This window comes from Haemophilus sp. HN_Hi08, from assembly GCF_049824455.1.
Taxonomy (GTDB): Bacteria; Pseudomonadota; Gammaproteobacteria; order Enterobacterales; family Pasteurellaceae; genus Haemophilus; species Haemophilus influenzae_D.
This window is the reverse complement of record NZ_CP187493.1, coordinates 410,119-432,997: the sequence shown is the minus strand read 5'-3', so window position 1 is coordinate 432,997 and position 22,879 is coordinate 410,119. Positions and strand designations below refer to the sequence as shown.

Genomic DNA, 22,879 nt, shown 5'->3' with positions numbered 1-22,879 from the left:
ATTGAACTGTTTGATAACTTTAAGTAATCAGAACAAGCATTTTTCATACAATCTCTAGATTTTTTACTCAAAGAAAGAGATTATTAGCATAATAAAAAAACCGCCTTTCGGCGGTTCTTGTTTTCAATCTTCTATCTACTACGCTAACACTACCAATGCAGCTTCATAGTTTGGTTCTTCTTTAATTTCTTCAACTAACTGGCTGTGTAAAACATTATTTTGCTCATCTAACACAATAACCGCACGAGAAGTTAGACCTGCTAACGGACCAGTTTGAATATCTACGCCTAATTGTGCGTGTAATGCATGGTTACGGAAAGTCGAAACTGTTTTGGCATTTTCAATCCCTTCAGCTCCACAAAAACGAGCTTGAGCAAAGGGTAAGTCTGCTGAAATACAAAGCACAACGGTGTTACTTAATTTTGCTGCTTGTTGGTTAAATTTACGTACTGAAGTCGCACACACACCTGTGTCGATGCTTGGAAAAATATTTAGGACTTTGCGTTTACCTGCAAAATCGTTTAATGCAACATCGGCTAAATCATTACCGACTAAAATAAAGTTTTCTACTATTTCGCCCACTTGAGGGAAATGTCCACTAACTTCAATAGGGTTTCCTGCTAATGTAACTGTCATAAAATCCTCTTTATTTAGATTAAGTGAAAAGTGTTTAAACTATACCACGCTTTCTAATTATGTCCACCAATTAAAGCTATCTAAAATGATGGCATAAAAAACCACAATCATTTGATTGTGGCTTTTTAAATTTAGAAAAGAATTATCTATTGCGATTTACTTCATCAACGTCTGGTTGGCGAGTAATGCGATTACGCAAATCACGACGAATGACCTCAATTGTCCAGAACCAAAAGATATGACCAACTAATTCTGAGATATGTTCATATAATGGCCATTCTGCTACTGGCGGGGTTAAACCTAATGCAGGGAATGTAAATAAGACCTGCAATAATACCAACAAAAATTGCAACGCCATAACGACGTTTAGATGGTTCTGAAAATAAGCTTATTGTTGTATCCTTAAATTAATTAAAAGTATAAAAATTCCCGAGTTAATGGAAATATACGATTTTACGCCTGTTATATCACATTATCAAACAAAAATACTTCAATTGGGTTATCTTTAGCCGGCTGCTCATAAGGTTTTAACATTTGTTAAAATTTATTAACAAAAGAGAAATTCATTATTCTGATTTTATCAGCAATTGCATCTAAAAATACAAAATTAATATTAATCAATAGAAAATGTGGAGAAGTAGCTAGTTTTATCCATCTTATCATAGTATTTAACCAACATATTGAAAATTTACACATACAAATAAAGGATCTTAACCTACTAATATTTCATTTATTGTCCCCACCCACCTTATATCTTCAATACCATTTCAGAACTTACTTAGCAAAAATACTGAGCAAAATAGTAATATGAATAATCATCGTTATATTATCAAAGAGTAGTTAAAATACTATATTAATTCAGACTTAAAATACATTTTTATTACCCTATTCTAAATTTTGTTATATATGATGAAAATAAAAAAACCCAGTTTTAAACTGGGTTTTATTTTGTCTATCTGACAAATTATTCTGCAACAACGATTACATCTAATGTTGCAAATACTTCACCGTGAAGTTGGAAACGAACATCGTGGTCACCAAGAGTACGGATTGGACCGTTTGGTAAACGAACTTCACTTTTCGCAATTTTAACGCCTGCTGCAGTTACTGCTTCTGCCACATCACGAGTAGTGATTGCGCCGAATAAACGACCTTCATCACCTGCTTTAGATGCGATAGTCACAGAACCTAATGCAGTAACTTCTGCTGCACGAGCTTGAGCTGCTGCAAGATTTGCTGCCGCTGTCGCTTCTAATTCTGCACGACGTGCTTCAAAGTGTTCAATGTTAGCTTTAGTTGCCATAACTGCTTTACCTTGTGGGATTAAGAAGTTACGTGCAAAACCTGATTTAACATTTACTTGATCGCCCACTTGACCTAAGTGAGCAATTTTATCTAAAAGAATTACTTGCATTACCGTGTCTCCTTAATTACTGATGATTGTCAGTGTATGGAAGTAACGCTAAATAGCGAGCGCGTTTGATTGCACGAGCTAATTGACGTTGGTACTTCGCACGAGTACCGGTAATACGGCTAGGTACAATTTTGCCGCTTTCTGAAATATAGTTCTTTAATGTAGCGATATCTTTGTAATCGATTTCAACAACATTTTCCGCTGTGAAACGGCAGAACTTACGACGACGGAAATAACGTGCCATTTGGCTAGTCTCCTAATCTATAAATTCGATTTGCTCGGCATGTAAAACTAATTGGCATAACCCACTTTGGGTTTTATGTGATGTAATAAATCCCACCACCAAAATTTTACCACCGACCGTAATGCTTTGAGTTTTTTCTATCAATTGATTACCACTAATTTGAACTGGCATCTTTAACCAAGCTTGACGTGTGAAACCACCTTCAATCTGTTCAGAACGATGTTCTAACAAAAACTTGCAATGCTCAATTCCACTAGGGCTCTTTAATCGCTTTGGTAACTGAGAAACGACTCCCATAACCGAAAAACGATTATCAATTTTCAAATTACTCTTCAGCATCCTCAAAATCGTTGTTTTCAACTTCAGCTAAAGGTTTACGTTCTTCTTTAGCCGCTTTCATTGGGGACGCTTCGGTTACGGCGTGCTTAGTATGGATAACAAGACTGCGTAATACAGCATCGTTATAACGGAAAGTCGTTTCTAGCTCGTCGATGACTTGTTGAGGCGCTTCTACATTCATAAGCACATAGTGTGCTTTGTGTAATTTGTTGATTGGGTACGCTAATTGGCGACGACCCCAATCTTCTAGGCGATGAACTTGACCACCAGCTTCTTTTACAGAACCGGTGTAACGTTCGATCATACCTGGTACTTGCTCGCTTTGGTCCGGATGAACCATAAACACGATTTCGTAGTGACGCATTACTGCTCCTTACGGGTTAATCAGCCTTTGACGTAGATTAGCCACCAATCTGCAAAGGCAAGGAACGAAAAATTCAATGTGGCTAAGGGTTGCGGATTATACCGATTTTTTTACGTTCCGCAACTAGTTTGAGTTCTTTTTGAGCAAAAAAGAAGACCGATATATATCGGTCTATCTCACATATTCTGCAATTAACGGCTGCGGAAAATAATACGTCCTTTACTTAAATCATAAGGCGTCATTTCTACAGTCACTTTATCCCCAGTCAAAATACGGATATAGTTTTTACGCATTTTTCCAGAAATATGCGCAGTAACCACGTGACCGTTTTCCAACTCCACGCGGAACATAGTATTCGGTAAAGTCTCTAAAATTGTGCCTTGCATCTCAATGCAATCTTCTTTCGCCATTGTATCCTCTAAAAATAATCGATTTTTATCCGCACTTTAGGCGGAAAAGTTAAGAAAAACGGGCGGATTATAGCCGTTTTTAATGTTAGACGAAAGATTAAAATAAAATTGAAAAGAAAAAAATAACCTCTATAATGCAGAAGTCTTTTCTCAATAAGCATGATCCCCAAATGCATATAAATTACGTTATTAGTCTTACTTCAGCATACCAACGACGAGAGCATATTCAAAAAGAATTCTCTCAGCAAAACATTCCCTTTGAATTTTTTGATGCTTTAAAGCCTTCGAAAGAACTAACTTCGTTAATGGAGAAATTTATCCCTAATCTACTCCATGCAAAGTTAACAGAGGGAGAAAAAGCATGTTTTATGAGCCATTACATGCTATGGCAAAAATGCTTGTCCGAAGATCTACCCTATATTTACATTTTTGAAGATGATGTATTATTAGGTGAGAATGCAAACAAATTTTTAGCTGAAGATGAATGGTTAGAAGAACGTTTTAAACAAACTGATAAATTTATTTTAAGATTTGAAACATTCCTAAATTTTTCTAAATGTAAAGATAAAAAAATTAAACCTTATTCAGGTAGAAAAATATTAAAACTAGTATCAGAAAATTGTGGCGCCGCAGGGTATGTTATATCTAGAGAAGCAGTTAAACAACTAAATGCTCATATCTGTTCGCTCACATCCAACCATCTACTCGCGATAGATTTATTAATGTTTAATATATTTAATCAGTTTACATACCAGGTATCACCAGGTGTATGTGTTCAAGAAGGACAGCTATATCCAAAGGATATAAAATTACATAGTCAGTTAGAAACGGGAAGACAAAAATATCTTAGTGTAAAGAAAAAAAGAACACTAAAAACAGTATTAATATCTTTAGCAGGAAAACCTAAAAAAATATTGAGAAAAATATACAGAAAGCTATTTATTTCTAAACACATAGTACCATTTAGATAATCCAACATTATAATTTGATAAAGTAAAAATATGACTAAATTAATAACAATTTCATTAACTTGCCAAAAATTTCAATATGGCGGAGGAATGGAAAGATATCTTCTTGATATTATTAATGGATTATCTCAAACAAACATTACACCTAAAATTTACTCTGCCAAGTTTGATACTGCATTACCTGAATATAATTTAATTAATCCAATTAAGATTAATCTTTCTTTTGTTCCTAAAAAATGGAGAACCTCGTTTCTTTCCTATTTTTCAAATAAATATAAAGAAACATCAGAAATCTCTCTGACAACCTCTTACACCCTATCTGACGTGGTCATTTGTGGTGGAAATCATAAAGGATATTTACAAGCATCAAAGAAAAAGCCCAGCATATCAGATCGATTTAAAATCATGGGTGAACAAAAATCCTTAAATCAGTCCAAATATGTCATCGCTCATTCTGCATTAATGAAAAAAGAACTCGTTGAGTTATATCATGTCTCTGAAAACAAAATTGATGTGATTTATCCCCCTATTAATACAGATAAATTCACACAAATCAATGAAGAAGAAAGAGTAAAGCTCAGAGAAAAGTTAGGTTTCAAAAAAGATGAAATCATTTACCTATTCCCTTCTACTGGCCATACGCGAAAAGGTTTCGATATTTTGAAAAAATATTTTGAAAAAACTCAGTTACCTATTCGCTTAGTGGTCGCAGGAACGCCTGTAGAAGAAAATCCTAAAATTTCTTCACTTGGTTTTTGCAAAAATATGCCTGAATTATATCAAGCGGCAGATTTCACTATTATGGCATCTCAATATGAACCATTTGGGCTTGTTGGACTAGAATCTATATTATCTGGTACGCCAGTTATCTTTTCTGAAAACATGGGATGCCTAGAAGTATTAAAAAACGAATTTGGCTATACATTTTCTAGAGAAAACATAAGTACTTTAGATGAGGCAATTCAAAAATCAGTAAAACAAGCATCTGAACAGCTACACCGTATTCTCAATCCAATGGATTGTATTCGTTATAATCCAAGTTTGAGTCATCATATTAAAGCTATACTGGAACTCATCGCTAAATGATATTACCCATGACAGTTACACTAAAATTTACAAAAGAAATACAGGCTCTATAATAACCGCACTTTTCTTATTAAATAGTACTTATGAATTCAAAAAAACACTTAGGCCATACGGCGCGTAAACGCTTTGGTCAAAACTTTTTACATGATACTTCTGTAATTCAAGGTATCGTGGCGGCGATTTACCCACAACCCAATCAATTCTTAGTGGAAATTGGTCCGGGACTTGGCGCATTAACAGAGCCTGTTGGTGAACTTGTCGATCATCTGACTGTGGTAGAGCTTGACCGAGACCTTGCGGAACGTTTACGTCACCATCCATTTTTACATCAAAAGCTCACCGTTATTGAAACAGATGCGATGCAATTTGATTTTGATGAGCTTTATACAACAGAGAATTTAGCAGAAAAAGGGCAAAAATTACGTGTATTTGGTAACTTGCCTTATAACATTTCTACGCCATTAATGTTCCACTTATTTAAGTATCATGATGTGATTCAAGATATGCACTTCATGCTGCAAAAAGAAGTGGTTAAACGCTTATGCGCAGGGCCAAATAGCAAAGCTTATGGTCGCTTAACCATTATGGCGCAATATTTCTGCCAAGTGATGCCTGTACTTGAAGTACCTCCTTCTGCATTCAAACCAGCACCGAAAGTGGATTCAGCCGTTGTGCGTTTAATTCCGCATAAAGAATTGCCGCACCCTGTAAAAGATTTATATTGGTTGAACCGTGTTTGCTCCCAAGCGTTCAATCAACGCCGCAAAACATTGCGTAATGCACTTTCAACACTATTTTCACCTGAAAATCTGACCGCACTTGGTATTGATTTAAATGCACGTGCAGAAAATTTGGCTATCGCAGATTATGCGCGCTTAGCGAACTGGCTGGCAGATAATCCACCAGCAGATGTTAATAACGATGAAATATTAGATTCAGAAGAGTAAAAATAATAAAAGGTGTAATCCTTGTTACACCTTGGCTTTCTACATAAAACGGACAATTTCTTTACCTTGCATTTCTTTAATACGTTGTTGTTCTTTCCATTTTTTTCTATTTAAAGCTCGTATAATATTTTCTTTTATCCGAGTTAAACGCTGTTTCAATGTCTTTTTCTTACGGATTTTTGGACGTTTTTCTCGTTCTTTTTCCAATCCACTTGTTAATACACTTTTACTTTGATTCGCTTGGAGTTCTTGAATACAAATTGCTGGATTAAGTTGATAGACAATATAATTATCAACATCAACTAATTTATTAAAAATAAGTTCATCAACTGCAACAATTTCATCAGAAGGAATATTCTTTAAATATTCAATTACATATTTAGCCGCACCTTGAGAAATAATATAACCAGCCGTCCCCCAGTGAGTCGATTTTAAAATATCAAAGTTCCTAGAATAAAAAGGTGGAATTTTAGTTTGTTTCTCAAGTTTAACTGGCTGTAAAAAAGTTTCTAAACGAATAATAAAAATATCATTAAAATCAAAACGTGTTTTTAACCATTCATCTTGTGCCAAAAACACTTCCGCATTCTCGCCAAGAATTACATCATCTTCAAAAATTGTGAGATATTCCAAATTTTCATTCACACACTTATTCCATAATAAGAAATGGCTAATTAAACAGCCTTTTTCTCCTTTAGTAAGTATTCTAGATTCCTCTATATTATGTAATATGGAGTTTGATTGATTGATTGATTGATTGATTGATTGATTGATTGATTGATAAGTGTACGCATTAAAGAAACTAAATGAAAGTTTTTTTGATTCAAATTGCTTAGTAATATGTTTGCGACGTTCAGTTGCATTTTCCATACTAATGACAATATTTTCAATAGCACTCATATTTAAATAAAAATGGAAATAACTAAATTTTTTGCATTCTACTATACCAAAAGAATAAATCAACAATAAAAGTCTGTGTTAAAATTCTCAAAATTTGTTTATAAAAGAGCGGTCAAAAATGGCAACCTATTTCGTCGGTGATTTACAAGGCTGTTATGATGAATTACAGCTTTTATTAGAACGTGTAGATTTCAACCCGACTCAAGATAAACTTTATCTTGTGGGAGATCTTGTGGCTCGTGGGGATAAATCACTCGAATGTCTTCGTTTTGTAAAATCACTTGGTAATGCTGCGCAAACCGTGCTAGGCAATCATGATTTACACTTAATTGCGACTGCACTGGGTATTAAAAAAGTCAAACCGCGTGATCGTGTTGATGCCATTTTTAATGCGCCCGATTTTGATGAACTAATTCATTGGTTACGCCATCAGCCATTACTTGTGCATAATGAAAAGTTAAACTTCCTGATGGCACATGCAGGTATTTCGCCTGATTGGAATTTGGAAACTTCGAAAACTTGTGCAGCTGAAGTTGAACAGATTTTACAGCACGGCGATTTTCATTATCTTATTGAAAATATGTATTCTGAACAGCCTGATCGCTGGTCGCCTGATTTGCAGGGCTTAGCACGTCATCGTTACATTATTAATGCTTTCACTCGAATGCGTTTTTGCTATTTGGATCATCGCTTTGATTTTGCCTGTAAATCTCCTTTAAAAGATGCGCCAACTGAGCTCACGCCTTGGTTTAATTTAGATAATCCACTTTATAAACAAATTCCCATTGTCTTTGGGCATTGGGCAAGTTTAGTGGATGAGCCTACCCCAAAAGGTATTTATGCCTTGGATACCGGTTGTGTATGGAATAATCGAATGACCCTGCTGCGTTGGGAAGACAAACAGTTCTTCACGCAAAGTGCGGTCAAAAATTACAGTGATTTTTAAGGAAACGCTATGCTCTCGCTTACGGCTGAATCTTGCGAACTGTTCAATATTCCTTTCTACCAATTCGCCCAAATGAAGAAATTCTGCCCAGAAGATATTCCGGCAATTAAATCGGATTACAAATTACATTGGGATAACTGGAAAGCGATTATTCAAGAAGTCGCAAAGCAGCTTGGTACACCTTTTGCGAAACCGCATATTGAAAGTTGGACGAATGGCTGGCAGGTACGCGCGCATTTCTTCGCTTATTTTAAATACGAATTTAACCAAAATTCTGCAGCAATCTTTTCTGTTCTATTAAATCGTCGCCGACTAAGAGTGTGTTTAGATTGGCATTGCTATCGTGCAGATCGCTCACAAATTAATGTACAACAATATAATCAATGGCTTGATCAATTTGATTTCAAACAATTTGCTGATTTTGATATTTGGAGAGAAGATGAAAGCGAATATGATGATTTTCGCCAAGTAAAGAGCATTTCTGAAAAAGATCTTCTCTTGCGTTCAGATGAGGATTTTTGGTGCATAGGGAAAAGCATTGAAAAAGCTGAACTTCATCAAATCGATCCCGTTTTATTAATCACGCAAACCATTCAACAATTACAATCTCTGTACGATCGTTGCCATCAATAAAGCATCCTCTTATTATAAACAATTGAGCTCTACATTATGCAGAGCTCAATATTTTAGCGAATTAATAAGCTATCCAAATTTACCGCAACAGTTCAAAGTGCGGTAATTTTTATCAATGTTTTAACTACACATCATAAGTAGTTGATGCTGTATTACCGCCACGACCAGTCCAGTTGGTGTGGAAAAACTCTCCACGTGGTTTATCTGTACGCTCGTAAGTGTGTGCACCGAAATAGTCGCGTTGAGCTTGCAATAAGTTTGCAGGTAAACGTGCTGAAGTATAGCCATCTAAGAACGTAATAGCCGATGCCATACAAGGCATTGGGATACCCACTTCGATAGATTTTGCCACCACTTTACGCCAGTCACTTAATGCGTTTTCTAAAATGCCTTTGAAGTAGCTATCTGAACCTAAGAAAACAAGATTTGGATTGGCTTCATAAGCATCGCGAATATTACCTAAGAAACGGCTGCGGATAATACAACCTTCACGCCATAATAATGCCGTTGCACCGTAGTTGATGTCCCAACCAAATTGTTCAGAAGCTTCACGAATCAGCATAAAGCCTTGTGCGTAAGAAATGATTTTTGACGCTAATAATGCTTTGCGTACCGCTTCAATCCATACTTTTTTGTCGCCTTCAACTGGGGCAATGGTTTTGCCGAATAATTGATTAGCCGCAACACGTTGATCTTTGAAGGAAGACACGCAGCGTGCAAAAACGGATTCAGTGATTAAAGTTAATGGAATACCAAAATCTAACGCATTGATACCTGTCCATTTACCTGTCCCTTTTTGACCCGCAGTATCCAAGATTTTTTCGACTAATGGCTGTCCATCTACATCTTTATAACCAAGAATATCGGTAGTAATATCAATCAAATAACTATCAAGTTCCGTTTTTTTCCATTCTGCGAAGATAGATTGCATTTCGTCATAACTCAAGCCTAAACCTTCTTTTAAGAATTGGTATGCTTCGCAAATTAACTGCATATCGCCATATTCGATACCATTGTGAACCATTTTCACAAAATGACCAGCACCTTCGCCGCCGACCCAGTCACAACAAGGTTCGCCTTGTTCTGTTTTAGCTGAGATTGCTTGGAAAATAGGTTTCACATACTGCCACGCTTCTTGATTACCGCCTGGCATAATTGAAGGCCCGTGACGCGCCCCTTCTTCGCCACCAGACACACCAGAACCAATAAAGCGAATCCCTTTTTCAGCTAATGCTTTTACACGACGGTTGGTATCAGGATAGTTTGAGTTACCGCCATCAATAATGATGTCGCCTTCTTCCAAGTGTGGTAGTAATGCGTCAATGAATTGATCTACTACATCGCCTGCGCGCACCATTAACATCACTTTACGTGGTTTTTCCAATTTAGCAGCTAAATCTTCCAAAGAATAAGCACCGATAATATTCGTGCCTTTTGCCGCACCTTGTAAAAATTCATCTACTTTTGAAGTAGTGCGGTTATACGCCACAACTTTAAAGCCATGATCATTCATATTTAAAATGAGGTTTTGCCCCATTACGGCTAAGCCGATAACACCGATGTCACCTTTTACTGACATTGTTTTCTCCTGTTTGTGAGGTACGAATGCACCTATCATTTAGTATTTATTGTAAAGTATAAGAAGCTTGTCTCAGATATTCTATAGCAAAACTTCTTTTAAATTTCTCTAATTAAAGAGCTGCCTTGCTCTAACGTGTCTAGCCACTGCCATTTTTCATGACCAATGAGTTTACTTTCTTCTAAGGAAAATGTGGTACAACAACGCCCCAAACGATTTTCTAGAGATTGATTTAACTGTTGATACGTAAATTCAATTTGAGTATCGTTAATCCATTTCCCAATTAAAAAGCCTTTTAAAATTTCCCCACCACCATATTCGGCCCAAATCATTTTACCTTGTTGATGGTAATGAAATTCTGTTTGGCTACTAACCTCACCATTTGATGTATTTTCAACAGCAACGAATTTTTTATTATCTAAATTCAGCATTAAAGCAACTCCGCTGCTGCCTTATCCAAATACCATTCCGTCACCCCATTTTTTGCTTTAATTTTAGCCGCAGGGTACGGCAAATTCTCAGAAGATATGGTTTGAATTTCCTTTAGGATTTCCGCTTTGCCTTCGCCAGTGACTAAGTAGGTAATGCGTTTGGCTTGTTCAATAAGTTTGGCTGTTTTAGAAATGCGAATTTGACCACTTTCAGGGTGCTTAGCAATGACAGCTAGGTTTTCATCATCAAAATTGGTTTGATATGGGAAGAGAGAAGCAGTATGACCGTCAGCCCCCATGCCTAAAATGATCCAATCAAAAACACCGTTTGGAATAACCGCACTTAATTCTTCTTCGAAACGTTTTAGCTCAAAGTGCGGTTCATTTTCGCCACGAATTCGATGGATATTTTCCGTTGGAATTTGAATATGATCGAATAAAAGTTTTTGCACCTCGCCATAGTTACTTTCAGGATCAGATGATGGAACCATACGATCATCACCCCACCAAAAATGCAGATTTTTCCAGTTAATTTGTTCCGCATAAGGCAATTTGGCTAAGGTTTTAAATAATAACTTAGGCGTTGAACCACCAGAAAGGGAAATATGTACGGGATGATTTAATTGACTATAAATCAAAAACTCTTGTGCAATTTTATCGACTGCGTGTTGAGCCGTTGGGAAGCTGATATAATTCATTGATTTTCCGTAGGGTGGGCTTTAGCCCACAATTTATTATGTTAGATATTAAGAGCGGTGGGCTCAAGCCCACCCTACATTAGATTAATTAAACTTTTTTCTTCATTAAACCTGTTGGTTTACGCCAAACTTTGCCTTGTTTTGCGATTAATTTATCTGCAGCAACAGGTCCCCAAGTGCCGGCTTCATATTCATGAATACGACCACCATTCGCTTTGTAATCTAAAATCGGTTGCACAAATTTCCATGCAGCGTGAACAGCATCAGTACGAGCAAACAAGGTTGCATCGCCTTTCATCGCATCTAGCAATAAGCGTTCATAGGCAGTTAATACTTGCGCACCTGCTAAATCTGCATAACGGAAATCCATTGATACTTCTTTCGCTTCAAAGCCTGCACCTGGTTTTTTCAAACCAAAACGCATTGAAATCGCTTCATCAGGTTGAATACGAATAATCAATTTATTCTCTGGTGCATTTTGGCTGAATACAGGATGTGGCGTGGTTTTAAAATGGATCACAATTTCAGTCACACGAGCTGGTAAGCGTTTACCCGTGCGGACATAGAACGGCACACCAGCCCAACGCCAGTTTTCAATTTCACAACGCAATGCGATGTAGGTTTCAGTGCGAGAATCTGTCGGTACGCCTTTTTCTTCTAAATAGCCATTTTCCATTTTGCCGTTAATTTCAGCCGCAGTGTATTGACCTAAAACGAGATTATGCTCCATATCTTCGGCGGTTAATGGACGCAAACTATGCATCACTTTTGCTACTTCATCACGCATTGAATTCGCATTAATAATCGCAGGCGGCTCCATTGCCACCATCGCTAATACTTGCAATAAATGGTTTTGGAACATATCGCGCATTGCGCCAGAACCATCATAATAGCCACCGCGCTCTTCCACACCGATAGATTCTGCGCCAGTAATTTCTACATAATCAATGAAATTACGGTTCCAAAGCGGTTCAAACCAACCATTTGAGAAACGTAATACGAGCAAGTTTTGAACGGTTTCTTTACCTAAATAATGATCGATACGATAAATTTGGTGTTCTTCAAAGAAATGGTGGATTTGTACGTCTAATGCTTGTGCTGTTTTTTCATCGTAACCAAAAGGTTTTTCAACGATAATACGTTTCCAGCCATATTCTTCCGTATTTAAACCATGAGCAGCCAAACACTCAGGAATCACGCCATAAAGACTTGGCGGAGTGGACATATAGTAAAGGGTGTTACCACAGGTTTGATATTTATCGTGAAGCTCGTCTAAACGTGGAACAAGTTTGCCATAATCTTGAGCATCAGATGTATTCACAGCTTGGTAATAAAGATGAGAGCAGAAAGCATCTAAGGTTTCTGGTGTTGTTTCTTCATTATGGATTAACGCCTCACGCATTTTTTCGCGGAAAGTTTCATCGTTCAACTCAGAACGTGCAACACCCAGAACGGAAAAGTTTTCACTCAAACGCCCGATTTTATAGAGATTATAAAGAGCTGGAATGAGTTTACGGTGAGTTAAGTCACCAGACGCGCCAAAGATGACGATACAGTTATTATCTGTTTGCATAATTATTCCTTATAAGATTCCGAGTAATGTCGAAAATAATGCCGTATTCTAGAGAAAAAAACCAATCGAACCAATCAATTAAATTGAAAGACAGAACGCCAATCGAGTGATTGATCGCCCACCATGACAAAATGCGGATTAATCAAGGTTTCACGCTGGTTATAGGTTAAAGGCTCAAAATGAGAGTCAAAAATGGCACCGTGAGTTTCAGCAAGCAGAACTTCTGTCCCAGCGGTATCCCATTCGCCTGTTTGTCCTAAACGAACATAACAATCTACTGCGCCTTCAGCCACCAAACCGCTTTTTAAGCTACTTGAACCAACCACAACAAATTCACAAGGAAAATCCTTCGGTAAAATCGACCGCACTTTTTCTTGTGAAGTCGTTGCACCTACCGCAATTCGTAAAGGGCGGTCAAAATTTGTCGTGTTTTTAGTGAGTTTTTTTACCTGATCCAGTTGTTTTTTAAACGCGCCGAAATCACGCATTGCATAATAAGTTGTCGATAAAATTGGTGCATGAATAACGCTTAACACTGGTTTATTTTTACGAACTAAGGTAATCAACACAGAAAATTGATCGGTACGATTAATAAATTGTTGTGTGCCATCAAGAGGATCAATCAACCAATATTCTTTCCAATTTTTACGTTCTTCAAAGGAAATATGGCAATTTTCTTCCGAAAGAACAGGGACATTAGGGAAAAGTGCGGTCAATTTTTCGGTTAAAAATTGGCTCACAAAAAGATCCGCTTCCGTCACAGGCGTGTTGTCTTCTTTCAATTCAACATGAACCTGTTTTTGATAAAACTGTTGCAAATGCTTACCTGCTTGGTAAGCAATCAGCAATACTTGGTTAAGTAAATGTTCGTTTAGCGTCAGCATAAAATTATTCTCTTGTTTTTGGCAGCAACCAAGGCATTACAAATAGAGCATAAAAAACCATTCCGCATGTGCTTATTAACCCGAGGGATAATCCCCCTTCGGTCAACCAGCCCCAAAAGGAAGTGTCTTGTTCGCCGAGTAATAACAAATAAAAATAAGATGCCATATTGCAGTAAACAAATGAAATGATCGATGAAACTAATACAATCGAAGCAATGTTATAACGTGTGTAACGGAATTTTGCGGCTAAAAGTACGGTTAAAAATGCGGGAATGGTGGCAAGAAGAAATGCTGTGAGAGCATAACTAGAAAAAGGAACGATAACGCCACTTGAGTCATCATCGAACCAAATCAAAAGTGCGGTGACGACTATCTGTAAAATCATAGGGAAAAAAATAAGTGTTTTTAAGTAAGATTTCATAGTGAAAAATAGGCTATCCAGAAGATAACCTATTCTAAAATAAATTTAAGGATTAATCAGATTTTTTTCGCACGTAATACGCGAGATGCAAAAATCACAATGCCCACGATAAATACGATTAAACCGAACCACTCGCCAATTGTATCCCAGTTTTCAAGATTTAAGGATAATGGTGCTTCAGAACCGCCAGTGGTAACAGAAGCCGCAATAATGAATGCTAAAATTACCCCCATTAAACTTTCGCCTACAATTAAACCTGCAGAGAAAAGCGTACGGAAACGTTCTGCTTTAGCTGACACTTCTTTGTTACCAAGTTTTGCAATATGGCGAGCCATAATCCACGCTAGGAATGCACCAACAATCACAGGCGTATTAATTGATGGTGGTAAGTAAATACCAATCCCCACAGCAATAACTGGCAAGCTAAAGACTTTGTTGCTGACTTTTTTCAAAAATGCATCAATCGTAATTAACACAGCACCTAAACCCACACCAGTTAAGATGTAAGTCCATTCCAATTTATTTGTGAAAATACCTTGAGAAATGGCGGTCATTAACGTTGCTTGTGGTGCAGATAAGGCTTGTGAAGGATCCATATCTGGGCGTGGCAATGCACCACTGAAACCATACGCGTGATATAAGATTTCTAATACTGGCGCAATAACAAGTGCACCGACAAAGCAGCCGATAATTAATGCAACTTGTTGTCGCCAAGGTGTTGCTTCAACTAATAAACCCGTTTTTAAATCTTGTAGATTATCATTAGAAATACAAGCTGTAGTGATTACGATAGATGCCGTAAACAATGTAAGTGCGGTTAAAAATTTCTGACCATCTACAGTTTCAAATAAGCCCGAGGCATTACCGATTGACACCAATACTAATGAAATCACGATAACAGAAATAATTCCGATACCAGAAATTGGGCTTGAAGATGAACCCACTAAACCAGCCATATAACCAGAAGCCGCTGCCACAAAGAAGCCGATAAATACCGCTAAGAAAGTACAAACTACCACTAATAAAATGGAAAGCTCAGGCGAAATTGGTGCCGCCGCAATAAAGTGATGTAATGAAATAACAATTAACGCAACCGTCGCAATTAAGATATAAATCATTGTTTTTGGAGAAAGGTCAATATCAATACGATGTTCTGATGCCTCTTGCCCACCTTTCAGCATACGGAAAGAATGAACCATTCCTTCAATCATTGGTTTCATTAAAATCAGCAATGTCCAAATCGCAGCAATGCCAATTGTACCCACACCAATATAACGCACTTTGGTTTTCCAAACAGTCATCGCAGAATCAATTAAACTTGCATCCGCGGCAATATCTTCTGACATTGTGAAATATGGCACTGCCACACCCCAAGTCAAAATAACACCGATCAACATTGCGATACCGCCCACGATACCAATTAAATAACCAGCACCGAGTAAGGCAAGTGAAAAGCCCATTGGTAATTGGAACGCCGCTTTTCCTGTTTGAATCCAAGCACTTGCACCATCAGCCATCACGCGTAAACCATTAGTTAAAAATGCCACTAATCCTGCTAAAACACCACCGTAAGCAATATCTTTCACACCGCTGTCGCCATCTGCATGATTACCTGCTTTCAAAATTTCTGCAGCGGCTACCCCTTCAGGATAAGGTAAATTACTATTTACCACCATTGCACGGCGTAATGGAATAGTGAATAACACGCCCAATGTACCACCAGCTGCACAAATCAACATCGTTTGCCAGAATGGGAAATCTTGCCAGTAGCCCATCATTAATAAACCAGGCAAGACGAAGATCACCGAAGAAAGCGTACCTGCTGAAGATGCTTGAGTTTGCACCATATTATTTTCAAGAATGCTAGAATCTTTGAAAAATTTGAGTACTGCCATAGAAATGACGGCCGCTGGAATAGATGACGCAAATGTCACCCCCACTTTTAGACCGAGATACACATTGGATGCAGTGAAAATTACCGTAATCAATGCACCGAGGATAATTCCTCGAACGGTCAATTCTTTTAAGTTTTCGTTATGCATAAATTGTTCCTTGAGCTTAAAAAAAGAAAACCGCTCAACCTTGTCAAAAATTTGACTATTTTTCAAGTTTTTTTAACATAAAATTTGTTTTATTGAAAAATGTTTAAATTAACCTGTTTTTATTTTTTTTCATTTAATAAAAATCCTATTAAAGAATAAAATTTTTAATAACAGTTCATTAGCATACTTTGTGGTACTATTTTGTCGAATCAAAATAAGGAGAAAATAATGGCAGAAAAAGAAGTCAGATTAGATAAATGGTTGTGGGCTGCCCGATTTTACAAAACACGGAGCATTGCTAAAGCGATGATTGAAAGTGGTAAAGTGCATTACAACAATCAACGTGCGAAAGTAAGTAAAATTGTGGAAGTGGGCGCAATGTTAAAACTTCGCCAGGGAAACGAAGAAAAAGAAATAAAAATTATCGCCTTAAGCGATCAACGCCGAGGTGCGCCAGAAGCACAATTACTCTATCAAGAAACCGAAAGTAGCGTGAAAAAAAGAGAAGAAATCGCATGGGCAAGAAAAAATAATTCCCTTTCAATGCCCCATCCTGATCGTCGCCCAAATAAAAAAGAGCGGAGAGATTTATTGAAATTTAAACACCAAGATAAATTTGAATAAAAATTTCACCGCACTTTCTATGTTCTTAAGGTTTAATATCTCGCAAAATTGGATTTTGCATTGAAATCAAGGTTTCAGTGGATTGAATTTCATCAATTAACTGAATCTTGGTCGCCAAAACAGAATGTAATTCTGCAATTGTGTGTGTCATCACTTTTAAGAAAATCGAATAATTGCCCGTTGTATAATAGGCCTCGACTACTTCATCAAAACTTTCTAGCTTTTTGATCACTTTTTCATAATCTTTTGCACTTTTTAGAATAATGCCGATAAAACAACATACATCATAGCCTAATTTACGTTCATCAATAATTACTTTTGTGCCTTTAATAATGCCCGATTGACGCATTTTTTCGACCCGAACGTGAATCGTTCCTGGACTAACACCAAAATTTTTAGCCATTTCTGCGTATGGTGTTCTCGCATCTTTAGTGAGTACACGTAATATTTTTTGATCTAAACTATCAATGTTGTGCATAAAACTTCCTCCTTTAGATTTTATTTAATTTTTTCACAATGAATTAGATAATATTCAACCAAGAAAAGAAAGTAAATAAAATACTTGAAATAAAATCATTATTTACTGAATAATACTCAAAAATATTACTCCTCGTTAAAAAAGGTTATCAAAATGAAAAAGACATTTATTTTACAACAACAAGAAATCAGCTTTGTGAAGAACACTTTTACCCAAAATCTTATTGAGCAACTTGGCATTATTGAAGTGCAAGGCCCAATTTTGAGCCAAGTGGGTAACGGAATGCAAGATAACTTATCAGGCATTGAAAAAGCCGTACAGGTTAATGTGAAATGTATTCCAAATGCCGTATTTGAAGTTGTGCATTCTCTTGCGAAATGGAAACGCCATACATTAGCTCGTTTCAACTTTAAAGAAGACGAAGGCTTGTTTGTTCATATGAAAGCATTGCGTCCCGATGAAGATTCTCTTGATTCAACGCACTCTGTTTATGTAGATCAATGGGACTGGGAAAAAGTGATTCCTGAAGGTCGTCGTAATTTTGCATACTTAAAAGAAACGGTAAATTCTATTTATCGTGCTATTCGTTTAACAGAATTAGCCGTAGAAGCACGTTTTGATATTCCTTCCATTCTTCCAAAACAGATTACCTTTGTGCATAGCGAAGATTTAGTAAAACGCTATCCAGATTTAAGCAGTAAAGAGCGTGAAAACGCAATTTGTAAAGAATACGGTGCAGTATTCTTAATCGGGATTGGCGGCAAACTTTCAGATGGCAAACCTCATGATGGTCGTGCACCTGACTATGATGACTGGACAACAGAATCTGAAAATGGCTACAAAGGATTAAATGGCGACATTTTGGTATGGAACGACCAATTAGGCAAAGCCTTTGAACTATCCTCAATGGGTATCCGCGTAGATGAAAGTGCATTACGCTTACAAGTTGGCTTAACAGGCGATGAAGACCATTTAAAAATGGATTGGCACCAAGATTTATTAAACGGGAAATTGCCATTAACTATCGGCGGTGGTATCGGTCAATCTCGCTTAGCGATGCTTTTACTTCGTAAAAAACATATCGGTGAAGTGCAATCAAGCGTATGGCCAAAAGAAATGTTAGAAGAATTTTCAAACATTCTTTAAAATCAATTAAGTAGATAACAAAAGTGCGGTAAAAATTAACCGCACTTTTTATTAGATGGAAAACTTAAAGAATACTTAATAGCTGGGCAAAATCATCAAACACCCAATCTGGATTGGATTCACGGATAGGGATATTGTAATTGTAGCCGTAAGTTAAACCAACAACTGCACAGCCCGCAGCGTGACCTGCGATAATATCATTTTTAGAATCGCCCACGAAAAGCACTTGGCGTGGTTCAAAACCAAATTTTCCGCATAAATAATAAAGTGGAGCTGGATGTGGCTTAATGGCAGGCAAGGATTGACCGCCCAACATTTCACTAAATAAATGATCAATGCCAAATGCTGCTAATACAGGTTGAACGTGCTTTGTCGGTTTATTCGTAACAACTGCTAGGACATAGCCTTTTTCTTTCAAGGTTTCTAAAGTTTCTTTTACATTTGGATACAAGCGGCTGACATTACATAAATTCTCGCCATAATAAAAATTAAAACGTTCTGTTACTTGCTTAACCTCTGTTTCAGTTAGCACTTTTCCTGTTTGTTTTTTCGCCCAATCTAACGCTCGAGCAATTAATACAGGCGCGCCATTACCGATCCAAGTTAAAACTAATTCTTCTGGCGCTTTCGGTAAATCAAATTCAGCCAAAGCAGAATTTACTGATAATGCCAAATCAGGCAGGCTATTTACCAAGGTGCCATCTAAATCAAAGCCAATAAGTTTAAATTGTGTGTTCATTGTTTTTCTCTGTTCTATTACGATCGTATTTTATTAAAATAACGGTTATGCGCTAACACTTGCTAACTGTGTACGCATTTGGTCAATAACTTGTTTATAATCTGGCTTACCAAAAATTGCGGAACCTGCCACAAACATATCAGCACCCGCTGCGGCTATTTCTGCGATGTTATCAACCTTCACGCCCCCATCGACTTCAAGACGAATGTCATAACCACTTTCATCAATAATCTTACGAGCCTGTTGTAATTTCTTCAACGTTGCTGGAATAAAAGATTGTCCGCCAAATCCAGGATTCACTGACATTAATAAAACCACATCCACTTTATCCAAAACATAATCTAAATAGCTCAACGGCGTCGCAGGATTAAAAACTAATCCAGATTTACAACCACAATCGCGAATAAGCTGCAAAGAGCGGTCAATATGTTCGCTAGATTCTGGGTGAAAAGTGATGTAGTTCGCACCCGCTTTAGCAAAATCGGGAATAATGCGATCGACGGGTTTTACCATTAAATGCACATCTATCGGTGCGGTAATGCCATAATCACGTAAAGCTTGACATACCGCAGGCCCAAAAGTGAGATTAGGTACATAATGATTATCCATAACATCAAAATGAATAACATCCGCGCCTGCATTAAGTACGTTTTGTACGTCATCGCCAAGACGAGCGAGATCGGCAGAAAGAATTGATGGGGCGATAAGATAAGGTTTCATAAAGGTTCTCCGTTGAGAAAATGAGTGCATTTAGTTTACTCACTTAAGTTCAAAAAACCAATAGTAATCCTTATATGAATAATAAGATAAACGAAGAAAGGGCATCTAAATGCCCTTTCAGTTATAGATATGAATACACGGAAATTTACACGTCTAAATTTGCTCTTAAGGCATTCAGCTCAATGAACTCACGACGTGGCTCAACTTCATCTCCCATTAAGGTCGTGAAGAGTTGATCCGCTGCAACGGCGTCCTTAATAGAAACCTTCAACATACGACGTGAATTTGGATCCATTGTGGTTTCCCAAAGTTGATCTGCGTTCATTTCCCCAAGCCCTTTATAACGTTGTACTTCAAGACCTTTACGCGATTCTTTCACTAACCATTCAACGACTTGTTCAAAATTACGTACTGGTTGTACTTTTTCACCACGAATAACATAAGCACCCTCTTCTAATAAACCATTGAGTTGTTTATTAAGAGAAACAATTTTCGCGTATTCATTGCCGTGAACAAAATCAAAATTCAAGAAATAATCGGTATCAATACCGTGTTTGCGAACAGTAATCACCGCTTCATACACTTGGCGTTCCGCATTAAATTGTGTACGTACTGAATATTGATGTGCTTCTGTTTCTTTTGCAGTCAGTTGTTCAACAAAAGATTTACCCCAATTTTCAACCGCACTTTCGTCTTTCATCATTTCAACAGAAATTGGCGACTGATAAATTAATCCTTGCAATACAGGGGCTGGATAATGGCGGCTTAAACGACCGATAAGTTTTTGTACGCTGTTATATTCTGCCACCAATTTTTCAAATACAAGGGCATTCATTGCTGGTGCATTTGCGCTAATATGTAATTCTGCGCCATCTAAAGCAAGCGTTAATTCATATTGCTCCATTTCATCCGCATCTTTAATGTAGCGTTCTTGTTTTCCTTTTTTCACTTTATAAAGTGGCGGCTGAGCAATGTAAACATAACCACGCTCAATAAGCTCAGGCATTTGACGATAGAAAAACGTTAAAAGCAACGTACGAATGTGAGAACCATCCACATCAGCATCGGTCATGATAATGATATGATGATAGCGTAATTTATCTGGGTTATATTCATCACGACCGATACCGCAGCCTAAGGCAGTAATCAATGTCCCCACCTCTTGGGAAGACAACATTTTGTCAAAACGTGCTTTTTCTACGTTTAAGATTTTACCTTTCAATGGCAAAATTGCTTGAGTTTTACGATCACGACCAACTTTTGCAGAGCCGCCTGCGGAGTCCCCCTCCACCAAGTAAAGTTCAGAAAGCGCAGGATCTTTTTCTTGGCAGTCTGCAAGTTTACCCGGTAAACCTGCAATATCTAATGCCCCTTTACGGCGAGTCATTTCACGCGCTTTGCGTGCGGCTTCACGCGCACGAGCAGCCACAATAATTTGGTTTACAATGATTTTTGCATCTGCAGGATTTTCCAATAAATATTCCTGCATTTTTTCATTCATCGCAGATTCCACCGCACTTTTAACTTCTGAAGACACGAGTTTGTCTTTAGTTTGCGATGAGAATTTTGGATCAGGCACTTTAACTGAAATAATCGCAACTAAACCTTCACGCGCATCATCGCCTGAAGTCGCCACTTTTTCTTTTTTCAGCATACCCTCGTTTTCCATATAGCTATTTAAGCTACGGGTTAAAGCCCCACGAAAACCTGCTAAGTGAGTACCGCCATCACGTTGAGGAATGTTATTGGTGAAGCAATACACGTTTTCATTTACACCATCATTCCACTGCAATGCGACTTCCACGCCAATGCCATCTTTCTCAGCTGTAAAATAAAATGGCTTTGGATGAATTGGGTTTTTATTTTTGTTCAAATATTCGACGAATGCTTGAATACCGCCTTCGTAATGAAAATGATCTTCAGTGCCATCACGTTTATCAATTAAACGAATAGATACGCCTGAGTTCAAGAAAGAAAGCTCACGTAAACGTTTTGCTAAGATTTTGTAATCAAAGGTTGTTATAGCAAAAATATCCGAGCTTGGCCAGAAACGAACCGTTGTCCCCGTTGCCTCTGTGTCGCCAATCACAGTTAATGGTGCTTGTGGCTCCCCTAAATGATAAAACTGCTCGTGAACGTGACCTTGACGACGAATAGTTAATTGTAATTTATCAGAAAGCGCATTCACTACAGACACGCCCACGCCGTGTAAACCGCCCGATACTTTATAGGAATTATCGTCAAATTTACCACCAGCGTGAAGCACAGTCATAATCACTTCTGCTGCAGAAACGCCTTCTTCAGGATGAATATCCACAGGAATTCCACGCCCATCATCTTGCACTGATACAGAATTATCATCGTGAATTGTCACGATAATATCGGAACAATGGTCAGCGAGGGCTTCATCAATGGCATTATCCACCACTTCAAATACCATATGGTGCAAACCAGTACCGTCATCGGTATCGCCGATATACATACCGGGACGCTTGCGCACTGCATCAAGGCCTTTTAATACTTTAATGCTCGATGCACCATAGTTATCATTGGTCGTTTCTGACATAATTTATCTCATTCTTTTGTAAATAAAAATTGGGCGGGATTATAGCAAAAAATCGCCGTTTTGGCGATGCTTTTCGGGAAAGGAAAGCGAT

General features: G+C 37.5%; 26 protein-coding genes. 7 read left to right on the top strand and 19 right to left on the bottom strand.

Annotation, left to right across the window (positions count from 1 at the left end; all coding sequences use genetic code 11):
• Positions 1 to 138: 138 nt before the first annotated feature.
• The 7 genes from tpx to infA form a co-directional block, all read right to left on the bottom strand.
• A complete protein-coding gene (gene tpx / locus ACPT8O_RS02190) occupies positions 139 to 636 on the bottom strand; it encodes a thiol peroxidase (protein WP_021034494.1) in 498 nt (165 codons plus the stop codon).
• Positions 637 to 778: 142 nt separating this feature from the next.
• A complete protein-coding gene (locus tag ACPT8O_RS02185; RefSeq protein WP_021034495.1) occupies positions 779 to 994 on the bottom strand; it encodes a DUF1440 domain-containing protein in 216 nt (71 codons plus the stop codon).
• 606 nt (positions 995 to 1,600) lie between these two features.
• Complete coding sequence (gene rplI, locus ACPT8O_RS02180) at positions 1,601 to 2,050, bottom strand: 50S ribosomal protein L9 (protein ID WP_005660979.1); 450 nt, start codon at positions 2,048 to 2,050, stop codon at positions 1,601 to 1,603.
• A 16-nt stretch (positions 2,051 to 2,066) separates the two neighbouring features.
• Entirely contained in the window at positions 2,067 to 2,294 is a 228-nt protein-coding gene (rpsR, locus tag ACPT8O_RS02175) for a 30S ribosomal protein S18 (RefSeq protein WP_005598105.1), read from the bottom strand.
• Positions 2,295 to 2,306: 12 nt separating this feature from the next.
• Entirely contained in the window at positions 2,307 to 2,633 is a 327-nt protein-coding gene (gene priB, locus ACPT8O_RS02170) for a primosomal replication protein N (protein ID WP_041175251.1), read from the bottom strand.
• Positions 2,620 to 2,997: a 30S ribosomal protein S6 gene (gene rpsF / locus ACPT8O_RS02165; RefSeq protein ID WP_005627620.1), complete on the bottom strand. Its 378-nt coding sequence runs from the start codon at positions 2,995 to 2,997 to the stop codon at positions 2,620 to 2,622. Before rpsF ends, priB begins: the two co-directional genes overlap by 14 nt.
• A 191-nt stretch (positions 2,998 to 3,188) precedes the next feature.
• Positions 3,189 to 3,407, bottom strand: coding sequence for a translation initiation factor IF-1 (gene infA, locus ACPT8O_RS02160; protein WP_005627617.1), 219 nt, complete (start codon positions 3,405 to 3,407; stop codon positions 3,189 to 3,191).
• A 134-nt stretch (positions 3,408 to 3,541) separates the two neighbouring features.
• Here infA and ACPT8O_RS02155 point away from each other — a divergent pair, with 134 nt between their 5' ends.
• The 3 genes from ACPT8O_RS02155 to rsmA all read left to right on the top strand — a co-directional run bounded on the left by ACPT8O_RS02155 (position 3,542) and on the right by rsmA (position 6,408).
• Complete coding sequence (locus ACPT8O_RS02155; RefSeq protein ID WP_021034498.1) at positions 3,542 to 4,378, top strand: glycosyltransferase family 25 protein; 837 nt, start codon at positions 3,542 to 3,544, stop codon at positions 4,376 to 4,378.
• Between the two features lie 30 nt (positions 4,379 to 4,408).
• Positions 4,409 to 5,461 (top strand): glycosyltransferase, encoded by a 1,053-nt coding sequence (locus tag ACPT8O_RS02150; RefSeq protein ID WP_021034499.1) that lies wholly within the window; start codon positions 4,409 to 4,411, stop codon positions 5,459 to 5,461.
• 83 nt (positions 5,462 to 5,544) lie between these two features.
• A complete protein-coding gene (rsmA, locus tag ACPT8O_RS02145; protein WP_005660972.1) occupies positions 5,545 to 6,408 on the top strand; it encodes a 16S rRNA (adenine(1518)-N(6)/adenine(1519)-N(6))-dimethyltransferase RsmA in 864 nt (287 codons plus the stop codon).
• A 39-nt stretch (positions 6,409 to 6,447) separates the two neighbouring features.
• On the opposite strand, the gene ACPT8O_RS02140 is transcribed toward rsmA, so the two are convergent.
• The gene (locus ACPT8O_RS02140; protein ID WP_105883335.1) at positions 6,448 to 7,308 is read right to left on the bottom strand and encodes a glycosyltransferase family 25 protein; all 861 of its coding nucleotides are present in this window, start codon (positions 7,306 to 7,308) and stop codon (positions 6,448 to 6,450) included.
• 118 nt (positions 7,309 to 7,426) lie between these two features.
• Here ACPT8O_RS02140 and apaH point away from each other — a divergent pair, with 118 nt between their 5' ends.
• Together apaH and ACPT8O_RS02130 are read left to right on the top strand one after the other, a co-directional pair.
• Positions 7,427 to 8,254 carry a bis(5'-nucleosyl)-tetraphosphatase (symmetrical) ApaH gene (apaH, locus tag ACPT8O_RS02135; RefSeq protein ID WP_041175252.1) on the top strand — a complete coding sequence of 276 codons (828 nt, stop codon included), beginning with the start codon at positions 7,427 to 7,429 and terminating at the stop codon, positions 8,252 to 8,254.
• Positions 8,255 to 8,263: 9 nt separating this feature from the next.
• Positions 8,264 to 8,887, top strand: coding sequence for a glucose-6-phosphate 1-dehydrogenase family protein (locus tag ACPT8O_RS02130; RefSeq protein ID WP_021034502.1), 624 nt, complete (start codon positions 8,264 to 8,266; stop codon positions 8,885 to 8,887).
• A gap of 124 nt (positions 8,888 to 9,011) precedes the next feature.
• Here ACPT8O_RS02130 and gnd read toward each other — a convergent pair whose 3' ends face one another.
• From gnd to ACPT8O_RS02095, 7 genes are all read right to left on the bottom strand, one after another.
• Positions 9,012 to 10,466: a decarboxylating NADP(+)-dependent phosphogluconate dehydrogenase gene (gnd, locus tag ACPT8O_RS02125; RefSeq protein ID WP_041175253.1), complete on the bottom strand. Its 1,455-nt coding sequence runs from the start codon at positions 10,464 to 10,466 to the stop codon at positions 9,012 to 9,014.
• Positions 10,467 to 10,564: 98 nt separating this feature from the next.
• A complete protein-coding gene (locus ACPT8O_RS02120; RefSeq protein WP_021034504.1) occupies positions 10,565 to 10,897 on the bottom strand; it encodes a hypothetical protein in 333 nt (110 codons plus the stop codon).
• Complete coding sequence (gene pgl, locus ACPT8O_RS02115) at positions 10,897 to 11,595, bottom strand: 6-phosphogluconolactonase (protein WP_021034505.1); 699 nt, start codon at positions 11,593 to 11,595, stop codon at positions 10,897 to 10,899. Before pgl ends, ACPT8O_RS02120 begins: the two co-directional genes overlap by 1 nt.
• Positions 11,596 to 11,683: 88 nt before the next feature.
• Entirely contained in the window at positions 11,684 to 13,168 is a 1,485-nt protein-coding gene (gene zwf / locus ACPT8O_RS02110) for a glucose-6-phosphate dehydrogenase (RefSeq protein WP_005690241.1), read from the bottom strand.
• 74 nt (positions 13,169 to 13,242) lie between these two features.
• Positions 13,243 to 14,052 (bottom strand): 3'(2'),5'-bisphosphate nucleotidase CysQ, encoded by an 810-nt coding sequence (cysQ, locus tag ACPT8O_RS02105; RefSeq protein ID WP_021034506.1) that lies wholly within the window; start codon positions 14,050 to 14,052, stop codon positions 13,243 to 13,245.
• A 4-nt stretch (positions 14,053 to 14,056) separates the two neighbouring features.
• Positions 14,057 to 14,473, bottom strand: a complete 417-nt coding sequence (locus ACPT8O_RS02100) for a hypothetical protein (protein ID WP_021034507.1) — start codon at positions 14,471 to 14,473, stop codon at positions 14,057 to 14,059.
• A gap of 56 nt (positions 14,474 to 14,529) precedes the next feature.
• Positions 14,530 to 16,515, bottom strand: a complete 1,986-nt coding sequence (locus ACPT8O_RS02095) for an OPT family oligopeptide transporter (protein WP_425623331.1) — start codon at positions 16,513 to 16,515, stop codon at positions 14,530 to 14,532.
• 228 nt (positions 16,516 to 16,743) lie between these two features.
• Between ACPT8O_RS02095 and hslR the strand changes: the two genes are divergently transcribed.
• Complete coding sequence (gene hslR, locus ACPT8O_RS02090) at positions 16,744 to 17,139, top strand: ribosome-associated heat shock protein Hsp15 (RefSeq protein ID WP_005654696.1); 396 nt, start codon at positions 16,744 to 16,746, stop codon at positions 17,137 to 17,139.
• Between the two features lie 25 nt (positions 17,140 to 17,164).
• Here hslR and asnC read toward each other — a convergent pair whose 3' ends face one another.
• The gene (gene asnC / locus ACPT8O_RS02085; RefSeq protein WP_005649540.1) at positions 17,165 to 17,617 is read right to left on the bottom strand and encodes a transcriptional regulator AsnC; all 453 of its coding nucleotides are present in this window, start codon (positions 17,615 to 17,617) and stop codon (positions 17,165 to 17,167) included.
• A gap of 153 nt (positions 17,618 to 17,770) precedes the next feature.
• Here asnC and asnA point away from each other — a divergent pair, with 153 nt between their 5' ends.
• Positions 17,771 to 18,763: an aspartate--ammonia ligase gene (gene asnA / locus ACPT8O_RS02080; RefSeq protein ID WP_021034509.1), complete on the top strand. Its 993-nt coding sequence runs from the start codon at positions 17,771 to 17,773 to the stop codon at positions 18,761 to 18,763.
• A 64-nt stretch (positions 18,764 to 18,827) separates the two neighbouring features.
• Here the strand turns inward: asnA and ACPT8O_RS02075 are convergent, their stop codons facing one another.
• From ACPT8O_RS02075 to gyrB, 3 genes are all read right to left on the bottom strand, one after another.
• Complete coding sequence (locus ACPT8O_RS02075; RefSeq protein ID WP_021034510.1) at positions 18,828 to 19,502, bottom strand: phosphoglycolate phosphatase; 675 nt, start codon at positions 19,500 to 19,502, stop codon at positions 18,828 to 18,830.
• A 45-nt stretch (positions 19,503 to 19,547) separates the two neighbouring features.
• Positions 19,548 to 20,222, bottom strand: a complete 675-nt coding sequence (rpe, locus tag ACPT8O_RS02070; RefSeq protein WP_005630536.1) for a ribulose-phosphate 3-epimerase — start codon at positions 20,220 to 20,222, stop codon at positions 19,548 to 19,550.
• Positions 20,223 to 20,367: 145 nt separating this feature from the next.
• Positions 20,368 to 22,788, bottom strand: coding sequence for a DNA topoisomerase (ATP-hydrolyzing) subunit B (gene gyrB / locus ACPT8O_RS02065; RefSeq protein WP_021034511.1), 2,421 nt, complete (start codon positions 22,786 to 22,788; stop codon positions 20,368 to 20,370).
• Positions 22,789 to 22,879: the final 91 nt, after the last annotated feature.

Bases quoted from the DNA above. Each gene is read 5' to 3' on its own strand.
- ACPT8O_RS02140 (WP_105883335.1), bottom strand. From the start codon at position 7,308: ATGAGTGCTATTGAAAATATTGTCATTAGTATGGAAAATGCAACTGAA.
- priB (WP_041175251.1), bottom strand. From the start codon at position 2,633: ATGCTGAAGAGTAATTTGAAAATTGATAATCGTTTTTCGGTTATGGGA.
- apaH (WP_041175252.1), top strand. From the start codon at position 7,427: ATGGCAACCTATTTCGTCGGTGATTTACAAGGCTGTTATGATGAATTA.
- gyrB (WP_021034511.1), bottom strand. From the start codon at position 22,788: ATGTCAGAAACGACCAATGATAACTATGGTGCATCGAGCATTAAAGTA.
- ACPT8O_RS02155 (WP_021034498.1), top strand. From the start codon at position 3,542: ATGCAGAAGTCTTTTCTCAATAAGCATGATCCCCAAATGCATATAAAT.
- zwf (WP_005690241.1), bottom strand. From the start codon at position 13,168: ATGCAAACAGATAATAACTGTATCGTCATCTTTGGCGCGTCTGGTGAC.
- rpsF (WP_005627620.1), bottom strand. From the start codon at position 2,997: ATGCGTCACTACGAAATCGTGTTTATGGTTCATCCGGACCAAAGCGAG.
- rsmA (WP_005660972.1), top strand. From the start codon at position 5,545: ATGAATTCAAAAAAACACTTAGGCCATACGGCGCGTAAACGCTTTGGT.
- rpsR (WP_005598105.1), bottom strand. From the start codon at position 2,294: ATGGCACGTTATTTCCGTCGTCGTAAGTTCTGCCGTTTCACAGCGGAA.
- ACPT8O_RS02150 (WP_021034499.1), top strand. From the start codon at position 4,409: ATGACTAAATTAATAACAATTTCATTAACTTGCCAAAAATTTCAATAT.
- ACPT8O_RS02075 (WP_021034510.1), bottom strand. From the start codon at position 19,502: ATGAACACACAATTTAAACTTATTGGCTTTGATTTAGATGGCACCTTG.
- ACPT8O_RS02120 (WP_021034504.1), bottom strand. From the start codon at position 10,897: ATGCTGAATTTAGATAATAAAAAATTCGTTGCTGTTGAAAATACATCA.
- ACPT8O_RS02100 (WP_021034507.1), bottom strand. From the start codon at position 14,473: ATGAAATCTTACTTAAAAACACTTATTTTTTTCCCTATGATTTTACAG.
- pgl (WP_021034505.1), bottom strand. From the start codon at position 11,595: ATGAATTATATCAGCTTCCCAACGGCTCAACACGCAGTCGATAAAATT.
- tpx (WP_021034494.1), bottom strand. From the start codon at position 636: ATGACAGTTACATTAGCAGGAAACCCTATTGAAGTTAGTGGACATTTC.
- asnA (WP_021034509.1), top strand. From the start codon at position 17,771: ATGAAAAAGACATTTATTTTACAACAACAAGAAATCAGCTTTGTGAAG.
- asnC (WP_005649540.1), bottom strand. From the start codon at position 17,617: ATGCACAACATTGATAGTTTAGATCAAAAAATATTACGTGTACTCACT.
- ACPT8O_RS02130 (WP_021034502.1), top strand. From the start codon at position 8,264: ATGCTCTCGCTTACGGCTGAATCTTGCGAACTGTTCAATATTCCTTTC.
- cysQ (WP_021034506.1), bottom strand. From the start codon at position 14,052: ATGCTGACGCTAAACGAACATTTACTTAACCAAGTATTGCTGATTGCT.
- ACPT8O_RS02095 (WP_425623331.1), bottom strand. From the start codon at position 16,515: ATGCATAACGAAAACTTAAAAGAATTGACCGTTCGAGGAATTATCCTC.
- gnd (WP_041175253.1), bottom strand. From the start codon at position 10,466: ATGTCAGTAAAAGGTGACATCGGTGTTATCGGCTTAGCCGTAATGGGG.
- infA (WP_005627617.1), bottom strand. From the start codon at position 3,407: ATGGCGAAAGAAGATTGCATTGAGATGCAAGGCACAATTTTAGAGACT.
- rpe (WP_005630536.1), bottom strand. From the start codon at position 20,222: ATGAAACCTTATCTTATCGCCCCATCAATTCTTTCTGCCGATCTCGCT.
- rplI (WP_005660979.1), bottom strand. From the start codon at position 2,050: ATGCAAGTAATTCTTTTAGATAAAATTGCTCACTTAGGTCAAGTGGGC.
- ACPT8O_RS02185 (WP_021034495.1), bottom strand. From the start codon at position 994: ATGGCGTTGCAATTTTTGTTGGTATTATTGCAGGTCTTATTTACATTC.
- hslR (WP_005654696.1), top strand. From the start codon at position 16,744: ATGGCAGAAAAAGAAGTCAGATTAGATAAATGGTTGTGGGCTGCCCGA.